We start from the raw sequence: 24,790 nt of genomic DNA, 5'->3' as shown, positions 1-24,790 counted from the left end.
CAGGCGTGAACCGGAGCCGACGTACCAGTCTGCCAGGACTGGGGCCATCCCCCAAAACCGGGGGCCGGGGCGATCTATTCCACGACACCCTTGGCGTTGCCGGAAGCGGTGTCCTTGACGGCGCTCGCGGGGATCGCCCGGTCGTTCTTGAGGGCGTCCCAGACCTGCCGGGCCTTGGCCTTCTCGACGATGACGCGGTTGGGATCCGCCGGGTCGTAGCGGACCGGCATGGTCACCATGTGCAGGTCGCCGGAGCCGATGCCCTTGAGGCCACCCGCGAAGGACATGAGCGAGTTCACGGAGCCGAGGTCGGAGTCGGTGGTCACGGTGCTGGTGGCGGTGTCGGCGAGGTCGTAGAGCTTCTTCGGGCTGGTGAAGATGCCGACGTGCTTGACCTGGTCGACCAGCGCCTTGATGAACGCCTGCTGGAGCTGGATGCGGCCGAGGTCGGAGCCGTCGCCGACCCCGTGCCGGGTGCGGACCAGGCCGAGGGCCTGCTTGCCGTCGAGCTTGTGCGTGCCGGCCTTGAGGTCCAGATGGCTCTGCTTGTCGTCGATGTTCTTGGTCGTGGTGACCGGGACACCGCCGAGTTCGTCGATGAGCTTCTCGAAGCCGCTGAAGTCGACCTCGAGGTAGTGGTCCATGCGCAGGCCGGTGAGGGACTCGACGGTCTTCACGGCGCAGGTCGCGCCGCCGGTCGAGTAGGCGCTGTTGAACATCACGCCGGAGGCGGCGTCATGCTTGTCGCCCTTGGAGTCGGTGCACTCGGGCCGGTCGATGAGGGTGTCGCGGGGCATGGAGACCACGCTTGCCCGCTTGTGGCCCTTGTAGACGTGCACGATCATCGCCGTGTCCGAACGGGCGCTGCCGTCGTCGGCGCCGCCGCCGAGCTTCTTGTTGCTGCCGGAGCGGCTGTCCGAGCCGAGGACCAGGATGTTCTCGGAGCCGTTGCCGGCCTTCGCCGGCCGGTCGGTGCCGAGGGCGCCGTTGATGTCGATGCTCTTGATGTTGCCGTTGAGCTTGAAGTAGAGGTAACCGGCGCCGGTGCCCCCCAGCACGACGATGCCCGCGGCGGTCCAGGCCATCAGGATCAAGGCCTTGCGGTGTTCGCTGCGCGGCGCGCGGCGGCGGCCCTTGGCGCGGTCGCGCCGGCCCTCGGTGCCGGTTCCGCCCGGTATGCCGGGCTCCGGCGTGCTCTCGGCAGACATGTGCTCCTCGAATCTCGTCCGGTCGGATACCCCCTGCTTCCGGGGACAGGCCTCAAGAGGCGCGGCTGGTTACCGCTCCATGGTCGCTCCGTCGGGTCAGACGGCGAAACTCGAGAAAGGGTTGCACAACGCTCTGTGCCCAATCCGAGGAGGATTGGGCACAGAGAGTGAACATGGACGCCGGGGCACCCCGGCTCACCTGCTTGGTCAGCCGAAGATGTCGTACTGCTGGAAACCGGTACCGACCGACACTCTTGTGGCAAAGATCTCGCTCGTCGCCTTACCGGTGCCCTTGTACAGGTAAAGGGTGCCTCCGGACGTACGGGCCAGGAAGTCCGCCTTGCCGTCGCCGTTCACGTCGCCGATCGCGTCGAAGGCGTTGTAGCCCGTCCAGGCGCTGCGCACCTTGATCCGGGTCGAGAAGGCGCCGGTGCCGGACTTGCCGGTGCCCTTGTACAGGTACAGGTCGCCGGTGGACTTGTTGCGGGCGAGCAGGTCGGCCTTGCCGTCGCCGGTGAAGTCGCCCTTGCCGCGCACCATGTTGTACTGGTTCCAGCCGGTGCCGACCTGGACGCGGGCGGCGAAGGTGCCGTTGCCCTTGCCGGGGTAGATCCACAGGGCGCCGCCGGAGTCGACCGACAGCAGGTCGGGCAGGTAGTCGCCGGTGACGTCGCCGGGGGCGATGATCCGGGTCCGGGTGGTCCAGCCGCCGAAGATCTTCGTCTTGGACCAGGAGTCGCTGGACGGCACGTAGTGCAGCCAGTACATGTCGCCGGTGGAGCTCTGGCGCAGCACGAGGTCTTGGTAGCCGTCCCGGTTCAGGTCGGTCTGCAGGACCAGGTTCACTCCGCTGTACGACCCCAGCGACTGCCGGGCGGCGAACGACGAACCCGTGGAGTCCTTCTCGTACGCCTCCTTCGTCGAGGAGTTGCGCACGAACAGGTCGGCCTTGCCGTCCGTGTAGCTCAGGTTGGTGTCGTCGACGTTCGCGTAGGCGGCGCCGATGTAGGTGCTGACCTTCGAGAAGACGCTGTAGTAGCCCTTCGCGACACAGTCCGTGACGCCCCACGAGACGACGCCGACGATCCGGTTGTTCACGACGAGCGGTCCGCCGGAGTCGCCGTTGCAGGCGGCCTTGGTGCCGGTGTCGCTGCCGCTCTGCACGCCGGCGCAGATCATGTGCCCGGCGACGTAGTCGGAGCCGTAGACGTTCGAGCACGTCGAGTCGGCGTGGATGGTCAGCGTCGCCGACTTCAGCGTGTCGGAGATGTCCTGGCTGGTGGAGCTGGTGCGCCCCCAGCCGTAGACGGTGGCGCTGGTGCCGCCGGCGTACGAGGCGGTGTCACCGGACGTCGTCATGCGGATCGGCGTCGCCTTGACCGGGGAGGCCAGGGTGAGGACGGCGATGTCGTTGTTGATGGTCGTCGGGCTGTACGACGGGTGGTTCCACTGCCGCAGCGGCAGCGAGACGGTGCCGCCGTGCAGGTCGGTGTTGTTGGAGCTGTCGGTGGTCGGCAGCTGGCTGGTGCCGGTAAGGACGGCGCCGTAGGCCTTCCAGTTGTAGCTCTTGCCGTTCTCGTCCTTGACGCAGTGCGCGGCGGTGAGGATCTTCGTCGGCGACACGACCGTGCCGCCGCAGAAGAAGCCGATGTCGTCGCTGGTGTCGGAGGACGTGCCGTTGTCGTCGTAGTACCACAGCTGCGCCATCCAGGGCGCCGAGGTGATGGCGGTGTCGGTGCCGCCGATGACGTACGGGCTGACCGTGGAGCCGGAGGTGGTGGTGCTCGCGCTGTACGACGACTTGCTGGGAGCGGCCTCCCCGGCGGTGCCGTCGGTCGCGAGCGCGCCCGCGATCCGCTCGGTGAGCGCGGCCGTCGAGACGGAGACGGTGTCGGGCTTGCCGGTCGGCGTCGGCACGGAGGTCGCGGCGCTGGCCGAGGAGGTCAGCACGGCGGCGCCGACGGCCGCCGCGATACCGGCGGCGGCGAGGGGCAGCGCGAGACGCATCCGGCGTCTGTGACGACCGCTGCCGGACAGGGATGTGGACAAGGGTGTTTCCCCCCGGGGGCACAGGTGATGGGAGGGGCGGGATAGCACGCCCGTTCCTATCAGCGCCAAAGAGGCGCCCTCCGTCACACAGGTGACGGAGGGCGCCTTTCGAGGCGGATGAGGTCAGTCGCCGTTGCCGGGGGTCGGCGTCGTCTTCTGGATCTGCATCAGGAATTCGGCGTTCGACTTCGTCTGCTTCATCTTGTCGAGCAGCAGCTCGACCGCCTGCTGCTGGTCGAGGGCGTGCAGCACCCGGCGCAGCTTCCAGACGATCCCGAGCTCGTCGGGGGCGAGCAGGATCTCTTCCTTACGGGTACCGGACGCGTCCACGTCCACCGCGGGGAAGATGCGCTTGTCGGCGAGCTTCCGGTCGAGCTTGAGCTCCGCGTTGCCGGTGCCCTTGAACTCCTCGAAGATCACCTCGTCCATGCGGGACCCGGTGTCGACGAGCGCGGTCGCGAGGATGGTGAGCGAGCCGCCGTCCTCGATGTTGCGCGCGGCACCGAAGAACCGCTTCGGCGGGTACAGGGCGGTCGAGTCGACACCACCGGACAGGATGCGGCCGGAGGCGGGCGCGGCGAGGTTGTACGCACGGCCCAGACGCGTGATGGAGTCGAGCAGCACGACCACGTCGTGGCCCAGCTCCACCAGACGCTTGGCGCGCTCGATGGCGAGCTCGGCGACCGTGGTGTGGTCCTCGGCCGGACGGTCGAAGGTCGAGGAGATGACCTCGCCCTTGACCGACCGCTGCATGTCGGTGACCTCTTCCGGACGCTCGTCGACCAGGACGACCATCAGGTGGCACTCGGGGTTGTTGTGCGTGATCGCGTTGGCGATCGCCTGCATGATCATGGTCTTGCCGGTCTTCGGCGGGGCCACGATCAGACCGCGCTGGCCCTTACCGATCGGCGACACGAGGTCGATGATGCGGGTGGTCAGCACGCCCGGGTCCGTCTCCAGACGGAGCCGGTCCTGCGGGTAGAGCGGGGTCAGCTTGTTGAACTCCGGGCGGCCACGGCCGTGTTCGGGCGACATGCCGTTGACGGAGTCGAGGCGGACCAGCGCGTTGAACTTCTCGCGCCGCTCGCCTTCCTTGGGCTGACGGACCGCGCCGGTGACGTGGTCGCCCTTGCGCAGGCCGTTCTTGCGGACCTGGGCGAGGGAGACGTACACGTCGTTCGGCCCGGGGAGGTAGCCCGAGGTACGGATGAAGGCGTAGTTGTCGAGGATGTCGAGGATGCCCGCGACCGGGATCAGGACGTCGTCCTCGGCGATCTGCGGCTCGGTGGCGATGTCGTCGCGGCCACGCCGGCCACGACGGTCGCGGTAGCGCCCGCGACGGCCGCGGCGGCCGCCGTCGAAGTCGTCGTCGTCCTGCTGCTGGCGGTTGTCCTGACGGCCGCCGCCCTGCTGGTTCTGCTGCTGACCACGCTGCTGGCCGCCCTGGCCCTGCTGGTCGTCGCCCTTGCGGCGGTCCCCGCGGTCCTGACGGTCACCGCGGTCCTGGCGCTCGCCGCGGTCCTGACGGTCACCGCGGTCACGGCCGCGGTCCCGGCGGTCGCGGCGGCCACGGCCCTCGCCGTCACCGGCGTCGCCCTTGGCGTCGTTCTGCGCCTGCGGGGCGGAGTTGTCGTTCCTGGCCTCGCTCTTGGCCTCGGCGACGACGGTCTCGGCACCCGAACCCGTCGGGGCGCCGGCCTCGGCGGTGGCACGGCGACGACGGCGCTCGGTGGGGGCGTCGTCACCGGCGGCGGGCTGGCCGGGGATCTCGATCTGCTGCTGGGCCACGGCCTTCTCGGCGGGGGCCTCGGTCGCCTTCTTCTCGGCGGCGGGAGCACCGTCATCGCCGGTACGGGCCTTGGAGGTGGCCCGGCGCTTCGGCTTGGTCTCGGTGGCGGCGTCGGCCTTGGCGGCCGCGGCACCGCCTCCGGCCTGCGCCTCCTTGATGACCTCGATCAGCTGGCTCTTGCGCATCCGCGCGGTGCCCCTGATGCCGAGGCCCGAGGCGACCTGCTGCAGCTCGGCCAGCACCATGCCGTCGAGGCCGGTACCGCGGCGCCGCCGGGAGCCGGCACCGGTGGTAGGCGCGGAGGCGTCCGTGGCGGGCGCGGCAGCGGTCTCCTCGACACGTGCGCCCATCAGATCGGTGGTGTCGCTCACGAAGGGTCCTTCCCTGGAGCGGACGTCGGCCTTCTGGCTCGGCGACCGGTTGTGCTGTCCGGCAGTGGTCCTTGCTGTGTGGACCGTGCCGGGGCGGTGGTCCGCCAATGCAGGCGGAGGGAATATCTGGGATGGCGCTGCCCGGAGCCTGGGCCGCGGCACCGGGTGTCAGTGTCACGTGGCTCGGTAGCACCGATTCCGGAGCGTGCCCGGCAAGTCGTTCAGTGCTCGCGTACGAGGTACTGCCCGCGTACGTCGTACGGAACACAGTGCGGCTTGGGAGGCTCCCGGAAGAATGTCTGTCCCGGACGGGGACACGAAGCACCTCGCCATGGTGGGGTCGGGTGCAGACTTGAGATTAACACTACCGGATCCAACAAACATTCCCCCTCTCGAAATCCGGCAACCGCGTGTCAGGGCGCAAGCGGCAACACGCTCGCTCCCTGCGCGTCGAGGTCGAGCCGGTTCGCGGCCCAGCCCTCGCCTGCCAGATGGGACACCTTGTCGGCGCTGTCGGCGTCGACCAGCGCGAGCACGGTGGGTCCCGCTCCTGAAATGACTGCCGGGACCCCGTCGGCCCGCAGCCGCTCCACCAGCGCGGCGCTCTCCGGCATGGCCGGTGCCCGGTACTCCTGGTGCAGACGGTCCTCGGTGGCGGGCAGCAGCAGCTCGGGGCGCCTGGTCAGGGCCTCGACGAGCAGGGCCGCCCGGCCCGCGTTGGCGGCGGCGTCGACGTGCGGCACGGTGCGCGGGAGCAGTCCGCGCGCGGTCTCGGTCAGGACCGGCTTACCGGGCACGAAAACCACCGGAACGATGGAATCGGCGGGATCCAGCCTGATCGCCCGGGCCGCGCCGGACTCCATCCAGGCGATGGTGAAGCCGCCGAGCAGACACGGGGCCACGTTGTCGGGGTGGCCCTCGATCTCGGTCGCGAGCTCGAGCAGCGCCGTGTCGTCCAGCCGCGCCTCGCCGCCTATCGTCACGGCGCGCGCGGCGACGATGCCGGCGCAGATGGCGGCCGAGGAGGAGCCCAGGCCGCGGCCGTGCGGGATGCGGTTGGCGCAGACGATCTCCAGGCCCCGCGGCTGCCCGCCGAGCAGGTCGAAGGCGGTGCGCAGGGACCGTACGAGAAGGTGGCTCTCGTCGCGCGGGAGCGTCTCGCTGCCCTCGCCGGCGATGTCGATGTGCAGCCCGGAGTCGGCGACCCGGACGACCACGTCGTCGTAGAGCCCCAGCGACAGGCCGAGGGCGTCGAAGCCCGGGCCGAGGTTGGCGCTGGTGGCGGGAACGCGCACCCTTACGGCGGCGGCTCGGAAGGCTGGACCGGCCATCGCTCGACGACTCTCCTTGAGCTGCGTGATTGTCGAAAACCTTCGATGACTTTCGCTACGTGCGTGAGGACCCTGGAGGTCCGTGGAACCGCTTCCGGGCCGCGGAGACGGCGCGGCACCCGGCTGTATGCGGAGGCATATGCAGCGGGCGGGTTCGGTACAGCCTATCGAAGGAAGGTTCTGTGGCGACATAGGGCGCACAGGAGGCGCACGATGCGTGTCGCAAGCCCCCTGTGCACCCCCGTCGGGGATGTCCCCCGGCGTGCGGTGTTACGCCAGCCCGAGGCGCTCGGCCGCCGTCGCCGCGTCGACCGGGACGGTGACCGGCTGCGGGGCGCCGGCGACGGCCCAGTCCGGGTCCTTCAGACCGTTTCCGGTGACCGTGCAGACGATGGTCTGGCCCGGGTCGACCTTGCCCTGTTCGGCGGCCTTCAGCAGACCGGCGACGGAAGCGGCCGAGGCGGGCTCCACGAAGACGCCCTCCTGGGAGGCCAACAGCCGGTAGGCGCGCAGGATCTCACGGTCCGTCACCTCGTCGATGAGGCCGCCGGATTCGTCCCGTGCCGCCAGCGCGTACTGCCAGGAGGCCGGGTTGCCGATCCGGATGGCGGTGGCGATGGTCGACGGGTCCTTGACGATCTCGCCGCGCACGATGGGGGCGGAACCGGAGGCCTGGAAACCCCACATGCGGGGAGTCCTGGAGGAGACGCCGTCGGCGGCGTACTCCTTGTAACCCTTCCAGTAGGCCGTGATGTTGCCCGCGTTGCCCACCGGCAGAACGTGGATGTCGGGGGCGTCGCCCAGCATGTCCACGATCTCGAAGGAGGCGGTCTTCTGCCCCTCGATACGCACCGGATTGACCGAATTGACCAGCGCGACGGGGTAGTTGTCGCTCAGCGCGCGGGCCAGGGTGAGGCAGTCGTCGAAGTTGCCGTCGACCTGGAGGATCTTGGCGCCGTGCACCAGCGCCTGCCCCATCTTGCCGAGCGCGATCTTGCCCTGCGGCACGAGAACGGCCGAAACCATGCCCGCGCGGACGGCGTAGGCGGCGGCGGAGGCGGAGGTGTTGCCGGTGGAGGCACAGATGACGGCCTTCGCCCCCTCCTCCTTCGCCCTGCTGATCGCCATGGTCATGCCGCGGTCCTTGAAGGACCCGGTGGGGTTCGCGCCCTCCACCTTCAGGTGGACCTCGCAGCCCGTGCGCTCGGAGAGCACCTGCGCGGGCACGAGGGGCGTGCCGCCCTCGCGGAGCGTCACGACCGGCGTGCTGTCGGAGACGGGCAGCCGGTCCCGGTACTCCTCGATGATTCCGCGCCACTGGTGGGTCATTGCTGGTTACTCTCCTTCAACCCGCATGATGCTGGCGACACCCCGCACGGTGTCGAGCTTGCGCAGCGACTCGACGGTCCCGGACAGGGAGGCGTCGGACGCGCGGTGGGTGACGACGACGAGAGAGGCCTCGCCGTCCTTGCCCTGCTGCCGAACGGTATCGATGGACACCCCGTGTTCGGCGAACACGGTGGCCACCTGGGCGAGAACACCCGGTTTGTCCGCGACGTCGAGGCTGATGTGATAGCGGGTGACGACCTCACCCATCCCCGACACCGGCAGCGCGGCGTACGCCGACTCGCCGGGCCCCGTCGCCCCGCTGAGCCGGTTGCGGCAGACGGCGACGAGGTCGCCGAGAACGGCGGAGGCGGTCGGCGCGCCGCCCGCTCCGGGGCCGTAGAACATCAGCTGTCCGCTCGCGTCGGACTCGACGAACACGGCGTTGTACGCGCCGCGCACGGAGGCGAGCGGATGGGTCAGCGGGATCATCGCGGGATGCACGCGCGCGGTGATCGAGCCGCCGTCCTCGGCCCGCTCGCAGATGGCGAGCAGCTTGATGGTGCAGCCCATCTCCTTCGCCGAACGGAAGTCGGCGGCGGTGACCTCGGTCATGCCCTCGCGGTAGACGTCGTCGAGGCGCACGCGGGAGTGGAAGGCGATGCCGGCGAGGATGGCGGCCTTGGCGGCCGCGTCGAAGCCCTCGACGTCGGCGGTCGGGTCGGCCTCCGCGTACCCCAGGGCGGTGGCCTCGTCGAGGGCCTCCTGGTAGCCGGCGCCCGTGGAGTCCATCTTGTCGAGGATGAAGTTGGTCGTCCCGTTGACGATCCCGAGGACCCGGTTGACCTTGTCGCCGGCGAGGGACTCGCGCAGCGGCCGGATCAGCGGGATGGCACCGGCGACGGCGGCCTCGTAGTAGAGGTCCGCGTCATGGGCCTCGGCGGCCGCGTGCAGCGCGGCCCCGTCCTGGGCGAGCAGCGCCTTGTTGGCGGAGACCACGGACGCCCCGTGCTCGAAGGCGGTGGCGATGAGGGACCGCGCGGGCTCGATCCCGCCGATCACCTCCACCACCACGTCGATGTCGCCGCGTTTGACCAGGGCGGTCGCGTCGGTGGTGACCAGGCTCGGGTCGATGCCCTCACGGACCTTGCTCGGACGCCGTACGGCGACGCCCGCGAGTTCGACGGGGGCGCCGATCCTCGCGGCGAGGTCGTCGGCGTGCGTCGTCATGATGCGCGCCACCTCTGAGCCGACAACCCCACAGCCCAGCAGCGCCACCTTCAGCGGACGCGTACGCATCATCCGACCTCGTTTCCTCATACCGTCTACGGTGGGTCCAGTCTCACTCACCGGACGGGACTTTCTGTCGATTGTCCGGATCGTGAGACATCTATTTCATTTCTCGGAGGGTGGAGAACCGCAGATCTTCCACCCCGCCGCGCTGTGCACGGGCTCAGCCGACGTCCAGACGCAGGAGGTCCTCCTCCGTCTCGCGGCGGACGATGACCCGCGCCTCGCCGTCGCTGACAGCGACGACGGGCGGACGCAGGACGTGGTTGTAGTTGCTGGCCATGGACCTGCAGTAGGCGCCCGTCGCCGGTACGGCGATCAGGTCGCCCGGCGCCAGGTCGCCCGGCAGGAACGCGTCCTTGACCACGATGTCCCCGCTCTCGCAGTGCTTGCCGACGACGCGGGCGAGCATCGGCTCGGCGTCGGAGGTGCGGGAGACCAGGGCGACGCTGTACTCGGCGTCGTAGAGCGCGGTGCGGATGTTGTCGGACATGCCGCCGTCGACGGAGACGTAGGTGCGCAGGTTGTCGAGGGGCTTGATGGTCCCGACCTCGTACAGCGTGAAGGCGGTCGGTCCGACGATGGCGCGCCCGGGCTCGACGGAGATCCGGGGCGTGCGCAGCCGGGCACCCTCGCACTCGCGCGTCACGATCTCGGTCAGGGCCTTGGCGATCTCGTGGGGCTCACGGGGGTCGTCGTCACTGGTGTACGCGATCCCGAGCCCGCCGCCGAGGTCGATCTCCGGCAGCTCGATCCCGTGCTCGTCCCGGATGTCCCTGAGCAGCCCGACCACCCGGTGGGCGGCGACCTCGAACCCCGACATGTCGAAGATCTGCGACCCGATGTGGCTGTGAATCCCGATGAGCTCCAGCCCGTCGAGCTGCAACGCCCGCCGCACGGCCTCCGCGGCCTGCCCGCCGGCCAGCGGAATGCCGAACTTCTGGTCCTCGTGGGCGGTGGCGATGAACTCGTGCGTGTGCGCCTCGACGCCGACGGTGATACGGATCTGCACGCGCTGCCGCTTGCCGAGCTCCTGCGCGATGTGGGCGACCCGCACGATCTCCTTGAAGGAGTCGAGGACGATCCGCCCGACACCGGCCTCGACGGCCCGGCGGATCTCCTGCGTGGACTTGTTGTTGCCGTGAAAGGCGATGCGGTCGGCGGGCATACCGGCCGAGAGCGCGGTGGCGAGCTCGCCGCCGGAGCACACGTCGAGGTTGAGCCCCTCCTCGTGCAGCCATCGCACCACGGCCCGGGACAGGAACGCCTTGCCCGCGTAGAAGACGTCGGCGTCCTGCCCGAAGGCGGTACGCCAGGCGCGCGCCCGCGCCCGGAAGTCGGTCTCGTCGAGCACGTAGGCGGGGGTGCCGTACTCCTCGGCGATCCGCTTGACGTCGATACCGCCGACGGTGACGACACCGTCCTCGCCACGACCGACGGTCTCGGCCCACACCTTCGGGTCGAGGGCGTTGAGGTCGGCGGGCGGAGCGGAGTAGTGCCCCTCGGGAAGGACATCGGCGTGACGGGGCCCGGCGGGGTGTGCGGAACGGCTCATCTCAGTGGCTTTCTTGGCTTTCTCTGGGGGCTGGCGGGGGATGGGAGCGGGAGCTGGGGACCGGGCGGGTTGGTCGGGGGGCCGGGTTGGCCGGGTGGCCGGGTTGGCCGGGCGGCCGGGTTGGCCGGGTCGGTCCGACGGGTGTGGGCAGTCGATCGGTCCGACGGCTGTGGGCTGTCAATCGACCCGACGGCTGTGGGCAGTCGAGCTGACCAACTGTGTAGCGATCTGCGGCTCCAGGCGACTCCTCCGGCTGCCTCTAGAGGTGGTCGGGTGCGTCGATGCCGAGCAGGGACAGGCCGCCGGCCAGCACCGTCCCGGCGGCTTCGGCAAGAGCGAGCCGGGCGCGGTGGGCGGCCGCGGGTTTCTCCTCGCCGAGCGGGAGCACGGCAGGGAGAAAGGGAAGCACGGCATCGGCGACGGTGACGAGGTGCCGGGCGAGACGGTCGGGGGCACGGTGGGCGGCCGCCAGGGCCAGTACGCGGGGGTGGTCGGCCAGAGCGGTGAGGAGGGGGGTGAGGGGGGTGGCGGCGTGAGGGGGGTGGGCGCCGAGGAGGGGGGCGGCGGCGCCGAGGACGGGGTTCCGGGGTTCGGCGGCGTGATGGGGGTGGGCGCCGAGGGCGGGGTCCCCGGGTTCGGCGGCGAAGCCCAGGGAGGCGGCGTTACGGCCGAGGGCCCGGGTGCGGGCGTGTGCGTAACGGACGCGGAAGAGAGGGTTGCTCTCGCGCTGGACCAGATGATCGGCGGTGATCCGCGGCCGGTCGTGGGCGGCGGGGTACAGCAGCGCCCAGCGTGCGGCGTCGGGGCCGAGCGGGGCAGGGTCCTCGGGTGCCGGGACGGGCCGGAGGTTGACGGGCTCGCGGTGGTCGACCTCGGCGCGGCCGCCCTGCGCGGCAACGAGACGGGTGAGCGCGTCGGCGACAACCTCGGCACGGACGTCGTACGGGATGCGCAGCTCGACGATCCGGCCGGCGAGGGCGTCGCCATGGCCGTACTCCATGCCCTCCGCGAGGACCTGGCGGGCGAGGGCGAACGTGGCCGGCGCGGTGTCGCTCAGGCTGATGTTGAGGAAGCCGGGCCGGGTGACGGTGACGTCGGCGACGCCGGCGGTCCCGGCCAGGTACTGCCGCAGGATCTCGGCCACGCGGAGAGGCGTTTGGCCGGCGGGGCGGGCGAGCTGGAGGGCGATGTTGGTGGCGTAGTCACCGCAGCCGCCGGGACCGGGGGGCGTGACGACGGCCCGCGCCGGCACGGGAACGCTGAGCTCCCCCTCGTCGACAGCACGACGCACCGCGCGCAGCACGGTACGGGAGAGCTCGACGGGGGTCACGGGACAAGCGTATGGGAGGAGGGGGGTGGGTAGGCGAGCCGGTTTCGAGAGGTCCCGGGATGTGGGACGGGGCGGGGCCTTGTCGGGTCGGTCGGCGAGGCGACGGAGCGGAGCTTTGTCGGCTCGGTCGGTGCGGCGGGCGCGGGCGCGCTTCGGGGGCGGTTGTCGGGCGACGGGGGTTCGCCCGATGCGCGCTTGGCGTGTGCTCGGCGTGCTCGGGGGCACTTCGTCAGGCGCCGGAGGCTCGCCCGGCACGCGGTGCGGCGTGCTCGAGGGCCCGCATCAGGCGCCGGAGGCCTGCCCTGCGCGCATGCTCGGAGCCCGCGTCAGGCGCCGGAGGCCCGCCCGGCACGCTCGGCGTGTTCCGCGCACTCGGCTCGCTCTGCACACTCGGCACGCTCGGCATCGCCGATGCCGAGGACGGTTCCGAGCGCCCCCAGGGTCCCTCGGGACCCGAGGGAGGAGTCGTCCCCTCCCGCGCCACCCCCGCTTCGCCTCTGCTCGATCAACTGCTGTACGAGACGCACGAGTTCGGCGGGTTCGAAGGGCTTGGCGAGAAAGGCGTCGACACCGACGTCGAGCCCGGCCTCGACCTCGTAGGAGGTGCAGGCGCTGACGATGGCGAGGGGCAGATCACGGGTACGGGGGTCGGTACGCAGCCGGGCGGCGGTGCGCAGCCCGTCCAGCCGAGGCATGACCACATCGAGGGTCACGACGTCCGGCCGCACCTGATGAACGACATCCAGACACTCGGCACCATCGGCCGCGGTCACTACCTCGAGCCCCTCCAGCTCGAGATTGACCCTGATCAACTGCCGGATGACCTTGTTGTCGTCCACAACAAGCACCCGGCCCGAAGTGCCTGGCACAACTCGAGAGTAGGTCGAGACAGGCCACCGCGTCCGGGTTTTCCATACTTCCGCCCCGCACGGGGGACGGAGGTTGTCCATACTTCCGCTCCGCGCTGGGGACGGGACGGCCGATCGCCGAACCAGGCGAGAGGAGCCCTCCCGGGCACCGACACCAGCCCCCGGAGGCTGCAGCCGCACACCGCGAACACGCACAGAGCCGACGCCCGGCCGGACCTGTAAACCTGTTCATGAACACCCCGAGGGAGCTGGTAGGGTTCTACCCGTCGCCGCCCCACAAGGCGCCCGACACGCCCCCGTAGCTCAGGGGATAGAGCAACGGCCTCCGGAGCCGTGTGCGCAGGTTCGAATCCTGCCGGGGGCACCCAGCATGAGGTGCCCAAAGACCCCGTCACCAGCGGAAACGCTGAGGCCGGGGTCTTCGCGTATGTGCAGGCGTATGCATCCGTAGGTAGCCCTGAGCGGCGCTAGGACAGGCCCTGTGGACTATTCGTGGACAGGATCTTGCCGGGTTCGCCCAGGTCACGCCGCGAAATCAGGAGGAGCAGCCGCTACCGCGGTTGAGGCCTCACCCTGCATCCGGCAGTGTTTCGAGTGGTTGAGGCTGGCCCGGATCGTCCTGACGCTTCACCCGTCGCTCGTTCTCGCCCCTCAAGCTGGTCAGCCACGGCCACAGATCGGGCAGGGCTTGTTCCGAACAGGCGAGTCGGTGCTCGATACGGCACCGCTGGTACGGGTCCGGCGGGCACACGCCGTAGGCCGCCACTCGCCCATCGGACAGCACGATCCACCGATGTTCCGCCGGCACTGTATGAGCAAGCGGTGCCATGTCCGGCTCGAGCAGCACCCAGTCATGCTCCAGCGTCGCCACGCGGTCGACCGGCAGACTGCAGTACGGGCAGCGTGATCGCCCGGTCCCTAACCTGCGTGGTTCCTCTTCTAAAGCCCCCATATGGCAAGGGTCGACAACCCCCACGTCGATACGAAGAGGTGAATCGGACCGAACGCATGATGCATGCGCGTGCTGTTGAAACTGAGCACGACTCGGAAGGTGCAACTCGCAACTAACGCCGAACGGTGCACGGCTGATACATCACGAAGCCCCCCAACCCGATCGGGTCAGAGGGCTCCTGGTCAAGGCTCTGCGTTACTCATATTCGCGCAGCAACTCTTCGATCTTTCGGTTGGCGATCTCTTGTCGACCGTCGATGCATTTGGCGTAGCGGCCCAGCAAGACCTCGACGCTATTACCCGCGCGCCCCGCCACCTCGGTCGGGTCCACGCCGGCGTTCAACCACGTCGACAACGCCGAGTGCCGAAGGTCGTAGGGTCGGGCAGCGAGAGGTGACGCGGCTACGGCCGGCGGCAACGCCAGCGTCCGGGCTTCTTGCCAGACGCGATAGTAAGAAGACGAGGCGACCACTCCCCCGCGTTCACTGGTGAACAGGCGCCCGTCCTGTGCGGTGTCGAAGGTGGCCAGGTGCTCTCGAAGGATCGTGACCAGTTGCGGCGGGATGGGTACGAGCCGGAGTTCTTCCACGGGCCGGTTTTTGAGCCCCCGGTCGTCGTGCGTTTGCCCCGAATCGGTCCACTGCCTTCCCACGCTGGGCCGAGTACGGTGCAGCAGCGCCGTTCCCCAGCCACTCTCCGGGAGCTTCAGGTCTGCCTCGGCGAGCCCCAGGACCTCGGCCGGCCGTAGAGCGCCGTAGTACATGCAGGCGAAGAGCCCGACCAACCGACGACCGCGGGCCCGGTCATAGCCGCCTACATAGGAGACGGCAGCGAGTAGGGCACGAGCTTGCTCCGGGTTGGCCACCACTCGGGGGTCGACTTCCTTGACGACCTTGGGCTTCTTCCAGCGAAGCAGCGTGATCGGGTTCTCTTTGAACTCGCCCAGGTCTACCGCGTAGTGGACCGCGTTGACGAGCGTGCGTCGTTTACGTCGGACTGTCTCCGACGCTGCCGCCGTTCCGTCGAGCTTGAGTTTGAATGAATTCAGCACGGCCAGCCCGACAGAAGCATCGGCGAGATCTGACAACGGGCGAGAGGCTTTGGCCACCCAGTGCAGCGCATTCGCGACCTCTACCGGTAGCTCGCGATCATCGGGCCCCGGGAGGACGAATGCCCAATTCCGTAACGCCTTCCTGAGCACGTCATCGGCTGGTCGGCCCGGGCGCTCGTCGAGAAGCGCCATCGTCGCCGCGGTCAGTGCCTCGTTGATACCGTCACGCGTATTAGGCGCAGCGTGTGGCCACTTCATGGCGAGGTACTTCAGGGCGAAGGCGTACCAGGTCATGGACGCCGCCTTCTCGACCATCGACTCCGGCAGCCCGGTCGTCGTGTCGAACTCCTCGCCTGCGTGAGCGCTCCGCAGCAACTTGGCACGGTAATGATCCGCAAGTCCCTTAGTGCGGAACTGTTCGGAGAATACGTTGCCGCCCACGGTCCATCTGACGTCGTAAGACGCCTTCTTGGTGTTCCTCTTCCGGACACCCCAGATCTTGACGTCGAGTGACTTCACGCAGTCGCCCTTTCACGGGCGGCCAACCAGGCGTCGAAGTCACTACGCCACACCCGCAACTCTCCGTTGGGCAGCTTGAAGGCCTGCGGCGCCTGCCCCAACTCCCGCCAACGGTAGAAGGTCCGCCGTGAAATCCCCTTGAGCTCACGGCAAATCTCCCGAACAGTCAGCATCTCGTCTTTCACGTTCACGCTCCTTCCCGGGTGAGTTGGTCTTGCAGGACCTCGCGAGCGGTTTCGCGGTTGAGCTGAAGATCTCGGGCGATCGACGCGGCAAGGAGGGACTCGCCGGGGGTGTGTCCGTGGCCGGCGTACTGCCAGTCGGCGAGGACGAGGACGGTGTCCGGCTGGACGTCGTCGAGGCCGGGGGCTTCGCGTTCCTGTGCGGCGCGGTAGTCGGCACGTGCCTGGCGGAGGGTGCCCAGAGTGGTGGAGTAGCGGCGGGACTTGGAGGAGAAGTGGCCGCGGAAGCCGAGCATGTGCGCCCAGGCCCACAGCCGCCGCTCCGGGTACAACGTGTCCAGGTCCCGGCACGCGGTGATCAAGCGGCGGGCGTGGTCGGGAACGCCGTGGCGGTCGAGTTCGGCGAGTTCACCGATGCGCCGGTCGAGGGTGCCGGTGTTCTCGGCTGCTTTGGTGGCGTACTTGGCGACGTAGGAGGCGACCGCCTGCTCAGTCAGGTCCGAGCCGTCCCCGAAGGCTTTGACGGGGCGGACGTCGAGCTGTCGGCCCCATTGGAAGGTGCGGGCGGGCTGATCCTGAACGGCCGGCACGGAGACCGAGGAATACCGGTGCCGGGCTGCGGCGCGGATCGCGTCGGTGAGCAGTTCAGTGCTGGCCCACGAGGGTGGCGGGGAGTCGGCACCGTTGGGGCCGTCGAGGCGGATCACGGCATGGAAGTGGACGGCGCCGCGTTTCTGGAACTCAGCGACCTTGCCGTAGGACACCCGGCATACCTCTTTGAGTTCGCGCTGGCTCAGTCCGGCCCGGGCGGCGATCTCACGGCGGAGCCGGTTGGCGAAGCGCACCCAGAGCTCTCCGGCATGGTTGTTGAACAGCACGGCGCTGGCGTAGTCGTACGTCGCCGGATCGAGCGCGGTGCCCAGGGCGGAAGCATCGGGCGCGTGGCGGGAGCCGCAGCGGCAGGCGCCGTGGTCGGGCCGGTTGTGGACCGGGCCGAAGGAGGGGGCGGTAAAGGTGGCGAATACCCGCGGGTGATCGCGGACGGTGGCCGGGATGTCCTTGTCCGGGTCTCCGGCCAGTCCGGCCCGCATGAGGTGATAGGTGTCTCCGGCGTAGGTCCAGGCGCAGGCCGGGCAGCGGGAGGCGCGCCGGTTGCCGCAGGCGATGCGGAGCCGTCCGCCGGGTTCAGCCGCGGTGGAGTAGTGGTGCAGGGTCTCCCCGGTCGTCTTGTCCTTGTGCAGGGTCCAGCCGGTCAGGTGGATCGGGTCGGCACAGCCCCCGGTGCGGCGGATTTGGTCTTGCCAGCGATCGAAACCGGGAAGCCCGGCCACCCGCAGCGCGTCGCCAAGGGTGATCGGGTCCAAGCCCGCGAAAGCCGCGGTCTCGGTCATGCGCGCCCCCCGGCAAGCAGACGGGCGGGAGCGGGCACGGTGCCGGCGCCAGAGCAGGCACGGCAGTCAACCATGAGCGTGTGCAGGTGTCCGCGGGCGTCACGGCCGAGGCCGGACGATATGGCGACGGTGGCGAAGCCGTCGCAGTTGGAGCAGATCCGCGGGTTGGCGGGTGGGGCCGGGGTCGGGCCGGTCATGATGGAGGTTCCTTCCGGATCGTTGGTTCGGAGTGGGACGGCGCCCGGAGCGGACGAAACTTGGCGGTAGAGGCCGCTCCGGGGGCCGGTCATCGTCGGGTGTCGCTAGTGAGGATCGAGCGGACGACGAGCGCGCACACGGCGACCGAGGCGCCGGTGAGGGTGACCGCGAGCAGCATCGAGATCAGGACGGCTCCCACGACGAGGATCACCGCGGTGCCGCCCCCGACGAGGGCGAGCACGGTGCCAGGGGTCAACTGCACGACCGGCCGGGACGGCGCAGGAGCCGCGGGCGCAGGAGCCGGGGCGGTAGACGTCGGGGTCTGGGTGGCCGGGATGACGGCGGTCGGCTCGACGACGGGCGGGGAAACCGCGCCGGTGGGCGTCGGCATGGTCGGAATCTGCGGACGGAACATGGCTCAACTCCTGTCTGAGAGTGGCTACTTGAGGAACGGGTCGGCGAACGGAGCGAGGAGGCTGTTGGCGGCGAGGTAGCCGCCGACGAGGAGGACAACCACGAGCCAGAGCGGAGGTCGGAGAGTCTTTACGCCGACCACGGCGAGGCAGGCGATGAAGAACCACAGCGGCACAGACACGGCGCTACCTCCGTCCCTCGTATTTGCTCTTGATCTGGCAGCGGTGCCCCTTGGCCGCCATGCAGGCCGGCCCGTAGCTGGAGTACTCGGCCGACCAGCCGCACTGATCCGCGGTGCATGAGGCGACGTACCCCTTTTCACCGTCGCGGGTGAGGGCGCGGCCGATCTCCACGGGGCCGTAGCGCTGGAGGCGTTCGAAGAGGAAGAAGCGGTGTCCCATCGGTCAGACTCCTTTCGATTAGGCGAGTTGGGCGGCGATGGCGTCGGCGAGGTGGGGCGGGACGCCGAGGCGGGCGCGCAGGGTCTCGGTGTCGATCCGGGTGCCGGTGCGGCTTTCGTGGTCGGCAGCGACCTTTCGTGCGTGGTCCACGAGGGCAGCCGGGACCGCCACCGCCGGAGGCTCGCGGGCCGGAAGCGCCGGGGTGTCCTCGGCAGTGATAGCCGGAGCAGGCACCGGTTCGGGCTCGACGTCGGGTGCGGGGACAGGCGCTGTGGGCGCCGGCACAACCGGATTGCGGTCTGCGGTCGGAGCGGGTGAGGGTGAGTGGGCGAGCAATGTGCCGCCGAGGAAGGCCAGCGCAGGCCATCCCGCGACGCCGAGGCGGAGCAGGGCGGGCGGGTCGGCCAGGTCGAGGAATCCGGCGGTGGCGATGTTGGCACCGAGCGAGGCCACCAGGGCTACCAGGAACCAGCACCAGGCGAGTCGGGAAGGACCATCCGAGCGCAGCCGTCGCCACGCTGCGACGAGCAGCAGGTCGACCGAGACGGGGTAGGCCCAGGCCTTCCATCCGGACTGCCCGGCCGCGTCGGCGAGGTCGTGCAAATGGGCGAAGGACAGAGCACCGGCGATCACGGCTTGTACGAGCACAGCATCGGGGCGGAGGCGCCCAGTGGGCCGGGTCATGCCTGCCTCCGAGGAGCCCGACCCAGCGCACGGGCTACGGCTTCGCAGTCGGCCGGGCTGTAGGCGGTGCGAACGCCCGAGATTGATAGTCCGGCCGCTTCAGCCAGCGACGCCAGGGTGTACGGGCGGGGACCGGTGAACTCCCGCGCGTAGGCCAGGCAGGCGCGAATGTGTCGATCGATCTGTTCTCGCTGATCTCGCAGCGCCGCAAGCTGACGCAGGAAGTCATCTGCGGTGAGATCGTCCAAGGTAGTCAGCGGCTGAGCCATGGTGGGCGTCTCCTTTCTCTTAGTCGGGCCCGGGGCGGGGCGGGGAGTGGTGTCCGCCCCGCCCCGCCCGGGCGGGCTTCAGTCGGTGAGGGCGTGGCCGGTGCCGAGGCAGGTCAGGCACAGACCGGATTGCTGGTGGCCGGTGATACGGCCTTTGCGAGCGCCGACCTTGACGGCTTCGGTGATCTCGCCGCGGCCGTCGCAGTCCGGGCACTTCGCGGGCTGCGGCTTGGCCGGGGCGGTCTTGCGGCGGGTCGCGGGCCGCTTGGCGGCGGTCACGGGGTCCACCCCTCGCCGGGGTAGTCGGGGCCGTCGGCCGGCGGGATGAGGCCGGGCGGAGGCTCGGGCAGCGACGCCGCCAGACACGGGCCGACGGTGTCGACGAAGTCCAGGTCGGCGCCGACGGTCTCCGCGTAGAGCGAGAGCTGGCCGAGCATCACCACGGTGCGGGCGAAGTCCTCGCAGTTCGGGCACATGGCGGGTGATCTCCTTTCGGGCATGGCTCGGGTAGGGACCTGGCGTGAAGCGGTCACGCCGACCGTCGAGCAGGAGGGGAAGGAGATCAGGCGGCTTCGGCCATGGCGGGCGCCTCGACGGGCGTAACGTCCACCAGCGGGCGGAAGCGGGCCAGCTCGGGAAGGTCCGGGGTCAGGTCCGCGTGCTTGTTGCAGGCGGAGACGGCTTCCCGCATGGAGGTGTAGGCGGAGCGGATACGCCTCCACTCCCCGTTGGAGTAGCCGACCACGGCCATGCCGGGGCGGTCGTTGCGGATCTGCGTGGCGGCGAACACCGCGTGCGGGGAGATGTCCCCGAACGCCATCTTGGCCGACGATTCGTCGTTGACCCGGTGCGAGGTGCGGCCGGTCAACTGTGCGCGCAGCATGGTGATGCCGTCGCCGAGTTCGGAGCCGAACCGCTGGCCGTAGATGTCGAGGAAGATGCCGGCGGCGCGGCCGAGCTGGGCGAGGCGGACCAGGGCGACCACGGCGCGTTCGCGGCGCTTCTTCTCCCTGGCGGTGGTGAACAGGGCGAGTTCGGCGATCTCGTCGATGGTGAGCACGACCGGGACGGGGCGCAGGTGCTCGGGAAGGCCCCAGATATCCGCGGTGATCTCCGCATCCGGGGTGTCCGCACTAATGCGTTGCTCGCGCCGGATCACCTGATAGATCGTCTCCATCCGGGCCACGAGGGCTTCGAGGAGGTCGGCGGCATCGTCGGCGTTGTCGGCCAGGGCGGAGAAGCGGCGGGCGAGCGGGGCGAGTTCGACACCGTTCTTGCAGTCGATCCCGACCAGCGCCACTCGTTGTGCGGCGAGTTCCCTGATCACCCGGCGCTGCGTCACCGACTTACCCGAGCCGACCGCACCCAGGGTGATCGAGTGGGGCACCTCGCGGTAGTCGCGGTAGTGCACCGAGCCGTCCTCACACAGCGCGACCGGGACACGCAACATGCCGCGATCCACGCGGGCGGGCATCTGCACCCGCTTGAGCACGTCATAGCCGGTCATGGCGATCTCGATGGTGCCGGGCTTGATCTCGCGGGAGGTCACCTGGTGGACGCCGAAGGCGTGGCGCAGCCGGTCGACCGCGGCCGAGTAGTCGAAGGCGTCCTGACCGGGCCGCATTCGGATACGCAGTCGCAGACCGGTTCGTGTGGGCTTGATCCACAGCAGCCGCGGGACGCGCTGCATCGGGGTCTCCCAGCCGAACCAGCGCGCCAGCGTCAGTCGGAACCGTGAGGCCGCGACGGTGAGATCGCAGGCGTCCATCACTGATGCGTACCGGAGCCGAACCTTGGCCATGGCGCACAGGGCACCGAAGGTCATCCAGTACCAGGCCGGGCGGCGCCACCGAAGCAGCAGCGCCGACCCCACCAGGGCCGCGACGGTGGCGAGGAGTAACCACCGCATGATCAGGCCGCCTTCGGCTTCGACGCAGCCGCTGCAAGCGAGGTGACCGCAACCGCGCGGAAGGCGATGCCGTGACGCTTCTGGCCGTTGAACTCGTTCTCCCACGGCCGCGCGATCAGACCAGTGAGCGCGACCGGCGTACCCATCTGCAGGTCACCGGAGATACCGGTCTCCGGGACGGTGACGTTCAGGATCTCGACCTCACCGTTGGCCGCGAACATCACGTTCACGGTCATCAGCGTGGCGCCGGTGTCGGCGTCGGTAGCGACCTCACCGGTACGGCGGTCCTTGACCTTCGGCTCCGGGTTCTGCGCCACCATCACGGTGGCAGTGGACGTGTCGACGGGGATCTGACGCATGATTGAAGTTCCCTTCAGAGGGGCGGGAGCGGCGTACTTGCTTGGCGGTGGGTCGCCGCTCCTGTGCTGACATTGGCCGGCGAAAACGCCGGTTTTGCGTTCCCATCTGGTGCGCACCAGTAGGTTGCATCTGGTGCGCACCAGATGTCAAGCGGTGTCGCGCTCTGGCTTTCTCAACGCGCCTTCCTGCGACACTTCTAGGGAACCGCGCAGCTCAACGCCTCGGTAGCCAACAGGGGTTCACGACCGCACAGTTAAGTCCCCTGTTAACCCCTCCCGACCTGCGTTGATGTGATGCATGCTGGTGTTAGGGATCAGGAATCACATGCAGGGCGGTGCAGGTGAGTAGCGGACTCCGAGCAGTGCGGACCGCGCGCGAGTGGTCGCAAGAACGACTGGTTCACGAGATCGAGCAGTACGCACGCCGGCACGTCCTCACGGTCGCGTCTAAGGCGAGCCTCAAGGTGTACGTCTCGGAGTGGGAGAACGGCAGGAGGCCGATCAGCGATCACTATGCGAAGATCCTCCGGGCTCTACTAGGCGCAACGGACGATGAGTTACACGGCAAGTCCATGGCGTCCGCGGAAGCGATCGAGGCCGACGGGTACGACGAGTTAGTCACTCGGATCGACGCAGCGCGAAGCGTCAGCCTGACCATGGTCGACACCTTCATGCAGCAGACCGAGCTACTGCGCACTGTCGACCGCCAGATGGGAGCCGCGAGCCTCATCGATCAGATGACGGGCCACCTGTCGACGCTGGAAGACGCGTTGACCTTTGCGGTGCTCCCCGACACAAGGCGCCCTGTCGCTCGCGCACTGGCGGGAGCGGCGACCCTGGCAGCCTGGCAGGCCCTCGATGTCGGCGCAGTGGAACGAGCCTGGCGCCACTACGAGTTGGGCAAGCGGGCGGCCAAGGAAGCCGACGAGCCGATGTACCTCGCGCACGCCATGGCCGAGCAGGCTTACGTGCTCTGCGACGCTGGCCGCCCAGCCATCGCAGTCGAGCTTGTTCGCGACGCTCAGCGAGTCGGCGGCAAGATGATGTCGCCGCGGCTTCAAGCATGGCTATACGCCGCCGAAGCGGAGCTATGCGCCAAGGCCGGGATGCCTGAGGAGTGCCGGCACGCCCTCGATAAGGCCGTGAGCTCGCTCCCGCCCGGCGATGAGGCGCGCGACCCCGACATGCTGAGCATTTTCCTCAACCAGGGCCACCTAACTCGGTGGCGTGGAAACGCGCTCGCTCTGCTCGGAGACGACGATGCCGTCGACAGCTTGTACGTTGCGCTGGACTCTGCGGACCCGACCTTTGTCCGGGCCACAGCCGGACTGCGGTGCGATCTCGCGCAAGCGCACCTCGCACGCGGCGAATACGACCAGGCTCACGAGCATCTGCGTCAGGCACGGCTACTCGCCAGCCGAACCGGCTCAGTACGTCACCGGCGGCGCATCGAACAGCTCACGCAGCGGTTGTAGGCGACGGTCCAGCAGCACGCGACGCGAGCACGTGCAAGAGAGCAACGAGCGTTCCCGACCCCATCAGCTCGCCGCGTTCCATGAGTCCAGGGATGTCGGCTAGTGGCACCCAGGCCACATGACCGGACTCTTCGAGGTCGGTGGGGTCGCCGACGTGCTTAGCGCCACGGCCAACGAAGATCTCGTGCGGTGAGTCGACCATGCCCACCATGGGCTGATAGGTGACGACGTGCTCAAGAGCATCTGGTCGCCAACCAGTCTCTTCCTCAACCTCCCGTAGTGCGGTCGCGGCGGGGTCCTCGCCCTCATCCACGATGCCGCCGGGCAGCTCCCAGCCGAACGACGCAGGAACGAAGCGGTAGCGCCAGAGCATGAGTACGCGGTCTTGGTCATCGATCACCGCGGCGATCGCAACATGGTGCAGGCGCACTACGTGATGCTCGAACCGTTCGACGCCCGGCGGCTCAACGTCGACGAGACTCAACTTCACCCACCGGTTGTCGTACAGCGTCCGCTCACCATGGATCTGCCATGGCTCCAGGTCGCCGGGGGCCTGAGTGGTCACGGATCGGTCTGGAACACGGTAGGAGCTTCGGCCGTGCACCTCGATGACACGCTCGTTGACGAGCTTGGCCAGCACCTGGCGGAGCGCCGTGCGGCCGATGCTCAGCTCTTCAGACAGCGTCCGCTCAGATGGGAGCTTGGAACCCGGCGAGTACTTGCCTGCTGCGATCCACTCACGAATCGTGCGGTATACCCGCTCCGACTTCGGTCCCATCCCCTCAGCCACGCTCCCGCCATGTTGTGTCGGCCGACCCACCTAAGCGTAGCCGTCATGGCCGACACCAGACAGGGACGATCAAAGTCTAAAACTGCCGATCATCGTTGACACCTGGGTCTCCGATCACTAGGAGATCCACATGTCGAAGACACCCCCGCTCGATCGCGAGGCCAAGCGGCGCCTGGCCGTCATACGCCATGTCGAAGAGGTCACCGGCAACGTCGCCATGAGTTGCCGGTACTTCGGCGTCAGTCGGCAGGCGTACTACATCTGGTATCGCCGCTACCAGGCGGAGGGCATCGAGGGGCTGCGCACTCGCTCGAAGGCGCCCAAGCACAGCCCGAACGCCACGCACGTCGAGGTCGTCGGGAAGATCATCTATCTCCGGCAGAATTACCACTTCGGGCCCGAGAAGATCGCGATGTACCTCAAGCGGTACCACGACGTCACGATCAGCAAATCGGGCGTGTGGCGGATCCTCAAGCGCCTGGACATGGGCCGCCTGCCGGCCTCCCAGCGCTACAAGCGGCACGACCGCCGGTGGAAGCGCTACGAGAAGCAACTGCCCGGCCACCGGGTGCAGATCGACGTGAAGTTCATCGAGCCGCTGGCCTCCATGCCCCAGGGCCGGCGCGGCGGCCGCAACAAGTACTACCAGTTCACGGCGATCGACGACTGCACCCGGCTGCGGGTCCTGAAGATCTATCCGACCCTTAACCAGGCCACTGCCATCCAGTTCGTCGACTACGTCCTGCAGAGGCTGCCGTTCCAGGTGGAGGTGATCCAGACCGACAACGGAGCCGAGTTCCAGTCAGCCTTCCACTTCCACGTGCTCGACAAAGGCATCGGCCACGCCTACATAAAGCCCCGCACACCGCGGCTCAACGGGAAGGTCGAACGCTCCCACCGGATCGACGGAGAGGAGTTCTACCGGCTCCTGGAGGGCGTCATCATCGACGACGCCGAGGTCTTCAACGACAAGCTGCGCGAGTGGGAGGACTACTACAACTACCATCGCCCGCACGGCGGCCTCGGCGGCCAGACGCCTTACGAACGCCTCAAGCAGAAGACCGCGCCCCAGGCGTAAA

At 68.9% G+C, this 24,790-nt stretch carries 26 protein-coding genes and 1 tRNA gene; 3 read left to right on the top strand and 24 right to left on the bottom strand.

Translation table 11 applies throughout. The features are described 5' to 3' along the window. Positions 1–74 precede the first annotated feature (74 nt). From FBY22_RS03985 to FBY22_RS03945, 9 genes are all read right to left on the bottom strand, one after another. Positions 75–1,055 (bottom strand): LCP family protein, encoded by a 981-nt coding sequence (locus FBY22_RS03985; RefSeq protein ID WP_399211431.1) that lies wholly within the window; start codon positions 1,053–1,055, stop codon positions 75–77. A gap of 360 nt (positions 1,056–1,415) precedes the next feature. Beyond that, positions 1,416–3,215, bottom strand: coding sequence for a trypsin-like serine protease (locus FBY22_RS03980; protein WP_142142508.1), 1,800 nt, complete (start codon positions 3,213–3,215; stop codon positions 1,416–1,418). A 165-nt stretch (positions 3,216–3,380) separates the two neighbouring features. Continuing rightward, positions 3,381–5,417, bottom strand: a complete 2,037-nt coding sequence (gene rho, locus FBY22_RS03975; protein WP_142142507.1) for a transcription termination factor Rho — start codon at positions 5,415–5,417, stop codon at positions 3,381–3,383. Between the two features lie 413 nt (positions 5,418–5,830). Continuing rightward, complete coding sequence (gene thrB / locus FBY22_RS03970) at positions 5,831–6,748, bottom strand: homoserine kinase (RefSeq protein ID WP_142142506.1); 918 nt, start codon at positions 6,746–6,748, stop codon at positions 5,831–5,833. 270 nt (positions 6,749–7,018) lie between these two features. Continuing rightward, positions 7,019–8,077: a threonine synthase gene (gene thrC, locus FBY22_RS03965; RefSeq protein WP_142142505.1), complete on the bottom strand. Its 1,059-nt coding sequence runs from the start codon at positions 8,075–8,077 to the stop codon at positions 7,019–7,021. 6 nt (positions 8,078–8,083) lie between these two features. Continuing rightward, positions 8,084–9,376, bottom strand: coding sequence for a homoserine dehydrogenase (locus FBY22_RS03960; protein WP_174267084.1), 1,293 nt, complete (start codon positions 9,374–9,376; stop codon positions 8,084–8,086). 151 nt (positions 9,377–9,527) lie between these two features. Beyond that, positions 9,528–10,919, bottom strand: coding sequence for a diaminopimelate decarboxylase (gene lysA / locus FBY22_RS03955; protein WP_142142504.1), 1,392 nt, complete (start codon positions 10,917–10,919; stop codon positions 9,528–9,530). Between the two features lie 259 nt (positions 10,920–11,178). Then, positions 11,179–12,249, bottom strand: coding sequence for an ArgS-related anticodon-binding protein NrtL (nrtL, locus tag FBY22_RS03950; protein WP_142142503.1), 1,071 nt, complete (start codon positions 12,247–12,249; stop codon positions 11,179–11,181). A gap of 326 nt (positions 12,250–12,575) precedes the next feature. After that, entirely contained in the window at positions 12,576–13,097 is a 522-nt protein-coding gene (locus FBY22_RS03945; protein WP_142147340.1) for a response regulator, read from the bottom strand. 313 nt (positions 13,098–13,410) lie between these two features. Here FBY22_RS03945 and FBY22_RS03940 point away from each other — a divergent pair. Further along, a tRNA-Arg gene (locus tag FBY22_RS03940) sits at positions 13,411–13,482 on the top strand. Positions 13,483–13,686: 204 nt separating this feature from the next. Here FBY22_RS03940 and FBY22_RS03935 read toward each other — a convergent pair. The 14 genes from FBY22_RS03935 to FBY22_RS03875 form a co-directional block, all read right to left on the bottom strand. Further along, positions 13,687–14,070: a DUF6083 domain-containing protein gene (locus tag FBY22_RS03935; RefSeq protein WP_174267083.1), complete on the bottom strand. Its 384-nt coding sequence runs from the start codon at positions 14,068–14,070 to the stop codon at positions 13,687–13,689. Between the two features lie 195 nt (positions 14,071–14,265). Further along, entirely contained in the window at positions 14,266–15,639 is a 1,374-nt protein-coding gene (locus FBY22_RS03930; protein ID WP_142142501.1) for a tyrosine-type recombinase/integrase, read from the bottom strand. Continuing rightward, the gene (locus FBY22_RS03925; RefSeq protein ID WP_174267185.1) at positions 15,636–15,812 is read right to left on the bottom strand and encodes an AlpA family transcriptional regulator; all 177 of its coding nucleotides are present in this window, start codon (positions 15,810–15,812) and stop codon (positions 15,636–15,638) included. Before FBY22_RS03925 ends, FBY22_RS03930 begins: the two co-directional genes overlap by 4 nt. Before the next feature lie 14 nt (positions 15,813–15,826). Next, entirely contained in the window at positions 15,827–17,212 is a 1,386-nt protein-coding gene (repSA, locus tag FBY22_RS03920; RefSeq protein WP_142142499.1) for a replication initiator protein RepSA, read from the bottom strand. Then, positions 17,209–17,409 carry a hypothetical protein gene (locus FBY22_RS03915; RefSeq protein WP_142142498.1) on the bottom strand — a complete coding sequence of 67 codons (201 nt, stop codon included), beginning with the start codon at positions 17,407–17,409 and terminating at the stop codon, positions 17,209–17,211. The genes repSA and FBY22_RS03915 overlap by 4 nt, the downstream gene beginning before the upstream one ends. Before the next feature lie 89 nt (positions 17,410–17,498). Then, positions 17,499–17,825 (bottom strand): SpdD-like protein, encoded by a 327-nt coding sequence (locus tag FBY22_RS03910; RefSeq protein WP_142142497.1) that lies wholly within the window; start codon positions 17,823–17,825, stop codon positions 17,499–17,501. A 24-nt stretch (positions 17,826–17,849) separates the two neighbouring features. Next, entirely contained in the window at positions 17,850–18,005 is a 156-nt protein-coding gene (locus tag FBY22_RS44090; protein WP_174267082.1) for a hypothetical protein, read from the bottom strand. A gap of 4 nt (positions 18,006–18,009) precedes the next feature. Beyond that, positions 18,010–18,225, bottom strand: a complete 216-nt coding sequence (locus tag FBY22_RS03905; protein WP_142142496.1) for a mobile element transfer protein — start codon at positions 18,223–18,225, stop codon at positions 18,010–18,012. A gap of 18 nt (positions 18,226–18,243) precedes the next feature. Continuing rightward, on the bottom strand, positions 18,244–18,909 hold the full coding sequence (locus FBY22_RS03900; RefSeq protein ID WP_142142495.1) for a DUF2637 domain-containing protein: 666 nt from the start codon (positions 18,907–18,909) through the stop codon (positions 18,244–18,246). After that, positions 18,906–19,178: a hypothetical protein gene (locus tag FBY22_RS03895; RefSeq protein ID WP_142142494.1), complete on the bottom strand. Its 273-nt coding sequence runs from the start codon at positions 19,176–19,178 to the stop codon at positions 18,906–18,908. The genes FBY22_RS03900 and FBY22_RS03895 overlap by 4 nt, the downstream gene beginning before the upstream one ends. 78 nt (positions 19,179–19,256) lie before the next feature. Then, a complete protein-coding gene (locus FBY22_RS03890; RefSeq protein WP_142142493.1) occupies positions 19,257–19,457 on the bottom strand; it encodes a hypothetical protein in 201 nt (66 codons plus the stop codon). After that, the gene (locus tag FBY22_RS03885; protein ID WP_142142492.1) at positions 19,454–19,654 is read right to left on the bottom strand and encodes a hypothetical protein; all 201 of its coding nucleotides are present in this window, start codon (positions 19,652–19,654) and stop codon (positions 19,454–19,456) included. Before FBY22_RS03885 ends, FBY22_RS03890 begins: the two co-directional genes overlap by 4 nt. A gap of 86 nt (positions 19,655–19,740) precedes the next feature. Next, the gene (locus FBY22_RS03880; RefSeq protein WP_142142491.1) at positions 19,741–21,087 is read right to left on the bottom strand and encodes an FtsK/SpoIIIE domain-containing protein; all 1,347 of its coding nucleotides are present in this window, start codon (positions 21,085–21,087) and stop codon (positions 19,741–19,743) included. Positions 21,088–21,089: 2 nt separating this feature from the next. After that, positions 21,090–21,446 carry a hypothetical protein gene (locus tag FBY22_RS03875; protein ID WP_142142490.1) on the bottom strand — a complete coding sequence of 119 codons (357 nt, stop codon included), beginning with the start codon at positions 21,444–21,446 and terminating at the stop codon, positions 21,090–21,092. A 341-nt stretch (positions 21,447–21,787) separates the two neighbouring features. On the opposite strand from FBY22_RS03875, the gene FBY22_RS03870 reads away from it, so the two are divergent. Further along, on the top strand, positions 21,788–22,921 hold the full coding sequence (locus FBY22_RS03870; RefSeq protein WP_142142489.1) for a helix-turn-helix transcriptional regulator: 1,134 nt from the start codon (positions 21,788–21,790) through the stop codon (positions 22,919–22,921). Here the strand turns inward: FBY22_RS03870 and FBY22_RS03865 are convergent. Continuing rightward, entirely contained in the window at positions 22,905–23,699 is a 795-nt protein-coding gene (locus FBY22_RS03865; protein ID WP_142147338.1) for an NUDIX domain-containing protein, read from the bottom strand. The genes FBY22_RS03870 and FBY22_RS03865 overlap by 17 nt on opposite strands. A 142-nt stretch (positions 23,700–23,841) precedes the next feature. Between FBY22_RS03865 and FBY22_RS03860 the strand changes: the two genes are divergently transcribed. After that, positions 23,842–24,789, top strand: a complete 948-nt coding sequence (locus tag FBY22_RS03860) for an IS481 family transposase (RefSeq protein WP_142142488.1) — start codon at positions 23,842–23,844, stop codon at positions 24,787–24,789. Position 24,790 lies beyond the last annotated feature (1 nt).

The organism is Streptomyces sp. SLBN-31 (genome assembly GCF_006715395.1).
Taxonomy (GTDB): Bacteria; Actinomycetota; Actinomycetes; order Streptomycetales; family Streptomycetaceae; genus Streptomyces.
Note: the sequence above shows the minus strand (reverse complement) of the source record. Positions and strands in the feature narration are given on the sequence as shown.

Coding starts and splice junctions, on each gene's coding strand:
- FBY22_RS03980 (WP_142142508.1), bottom strand. CDS start 3,215: ATGCGTCTCGCGCTGCCCCTCGCCGCCGCCGGTATCGCGGCGGCCGTC.
- thrB (WP_142142506.1), bottom strand. CDS start 6,748: ATGGCCGGTCCAGCCTTCCGAGCCGCCGCCGTAAGGGTGCGCGTTCCC.
- thrC (WP_142142505.1), bottom strand. CDS start 8,077: ATGACCCACCAGTGGCGCGGAATCATCGAGGAGTACCGGGACCGGCTG.
- FBY22_RS03960 (WP_174267084.1), bottom strand. CDS start 9,376: ATGATGCGTACGCGTCCGCTGAAGGTGGCGCTGCTGGGCTGTGGGGTT.
- lysA (WP_142142504.1), bottom strand. CDS start 10,919: ATGAGCCGTTCCGCACACCCCGCCGGGCCCCGTCACGCCGATGTCCTT.
- FBY22_RS03935 (WP_174267083.1), bottom strand. CDS start 14,070: ATGGGGGCTTTAGAAGAGGAACCACGCAGGTTAGGGACCGGGCGATCA.
- FBY22_RS03925 (WP_174267185.1), bottom strand. CDS start 15,812: ATGCTGACTGTTCGGGAGATTTGCCGTGAGCTCAAGGGGATTTCACGG.
- repSA (WP_142142499.1), bottom strand. CDS start 17,212: ATGACCGAGACCGCGGCTTTCGCGGGCTTGGACCCGATCACCCTTGGC.
- FBY22_RS03915 (WP_142142498.1), bottom strand. CDS start 17,409: ATGACCGGCCCGACCCCGGCCCCACCCGCCAACCCGCGGATCTGCTCC.
- FBY22_RS03910 (WP_142142497.1), bottom strand. CDS start 17,825: ATGTTCCGTCCGCAGATTCCGACCATGCCGACGCCCACCGGCGCGGTT.
- FBY22_RS03905 (WP_142142496.1), bottom strand. CDS start 18,225: ATGGGACACCGCTTCTTCCTCTTCGAACGCCTCCAGCGCTACGGCCCC.
- FBY22_RS03900 (WP_142142495.1), bottom strand. CDS start 18,909: ATGACCCGGCCCACTGGGCGCCTCCGCCCCGATGCTGTGCTCGTACAA.
- FBY22_RS03895 (WP_142142494.1), bottom strand. CDS start 19,178: ATGGCTCAGCCGCTGACTACCTTGGACGATCTCACCGCAGATGACTTC.
- FBY22_RS03885 (WP_142142492.1), bottom strand. CDS start 19,654: ATGTGCCCGAACTGCGAGGACTTCGCCCGCACCGTGGTGATGCTCGGC.
- FBY22_RS03880 (WP_142142491.1), bottom strand. CDS start 21,087: ATGCGGTGGTTACTCCTCGCCACCGTCGCGGCCCTGGTGGGGTCGGCG.
- FBY22_RS03875 (WP_142142490.1), bottom strand. CDS start 21,446: ATGCGTCAGATCCCCGTCGACACGTCCACTGCCACCGTGATGGTGGCG.
- FBY22_RS03865 (WP_142147338.1), bottom strand. CDS start 23,699: ATGGGACCGAAGTCGGAGCGGGTATACCGCACGATTCGTGAGTGGATC.
- FBY22_RS03860 (WP_142142488.1), top strand. CDS start 23,842: ATGTCGAAGACACCCCCGCTCGATCGCGAGGCCAAGCGGCGCCTGGCC.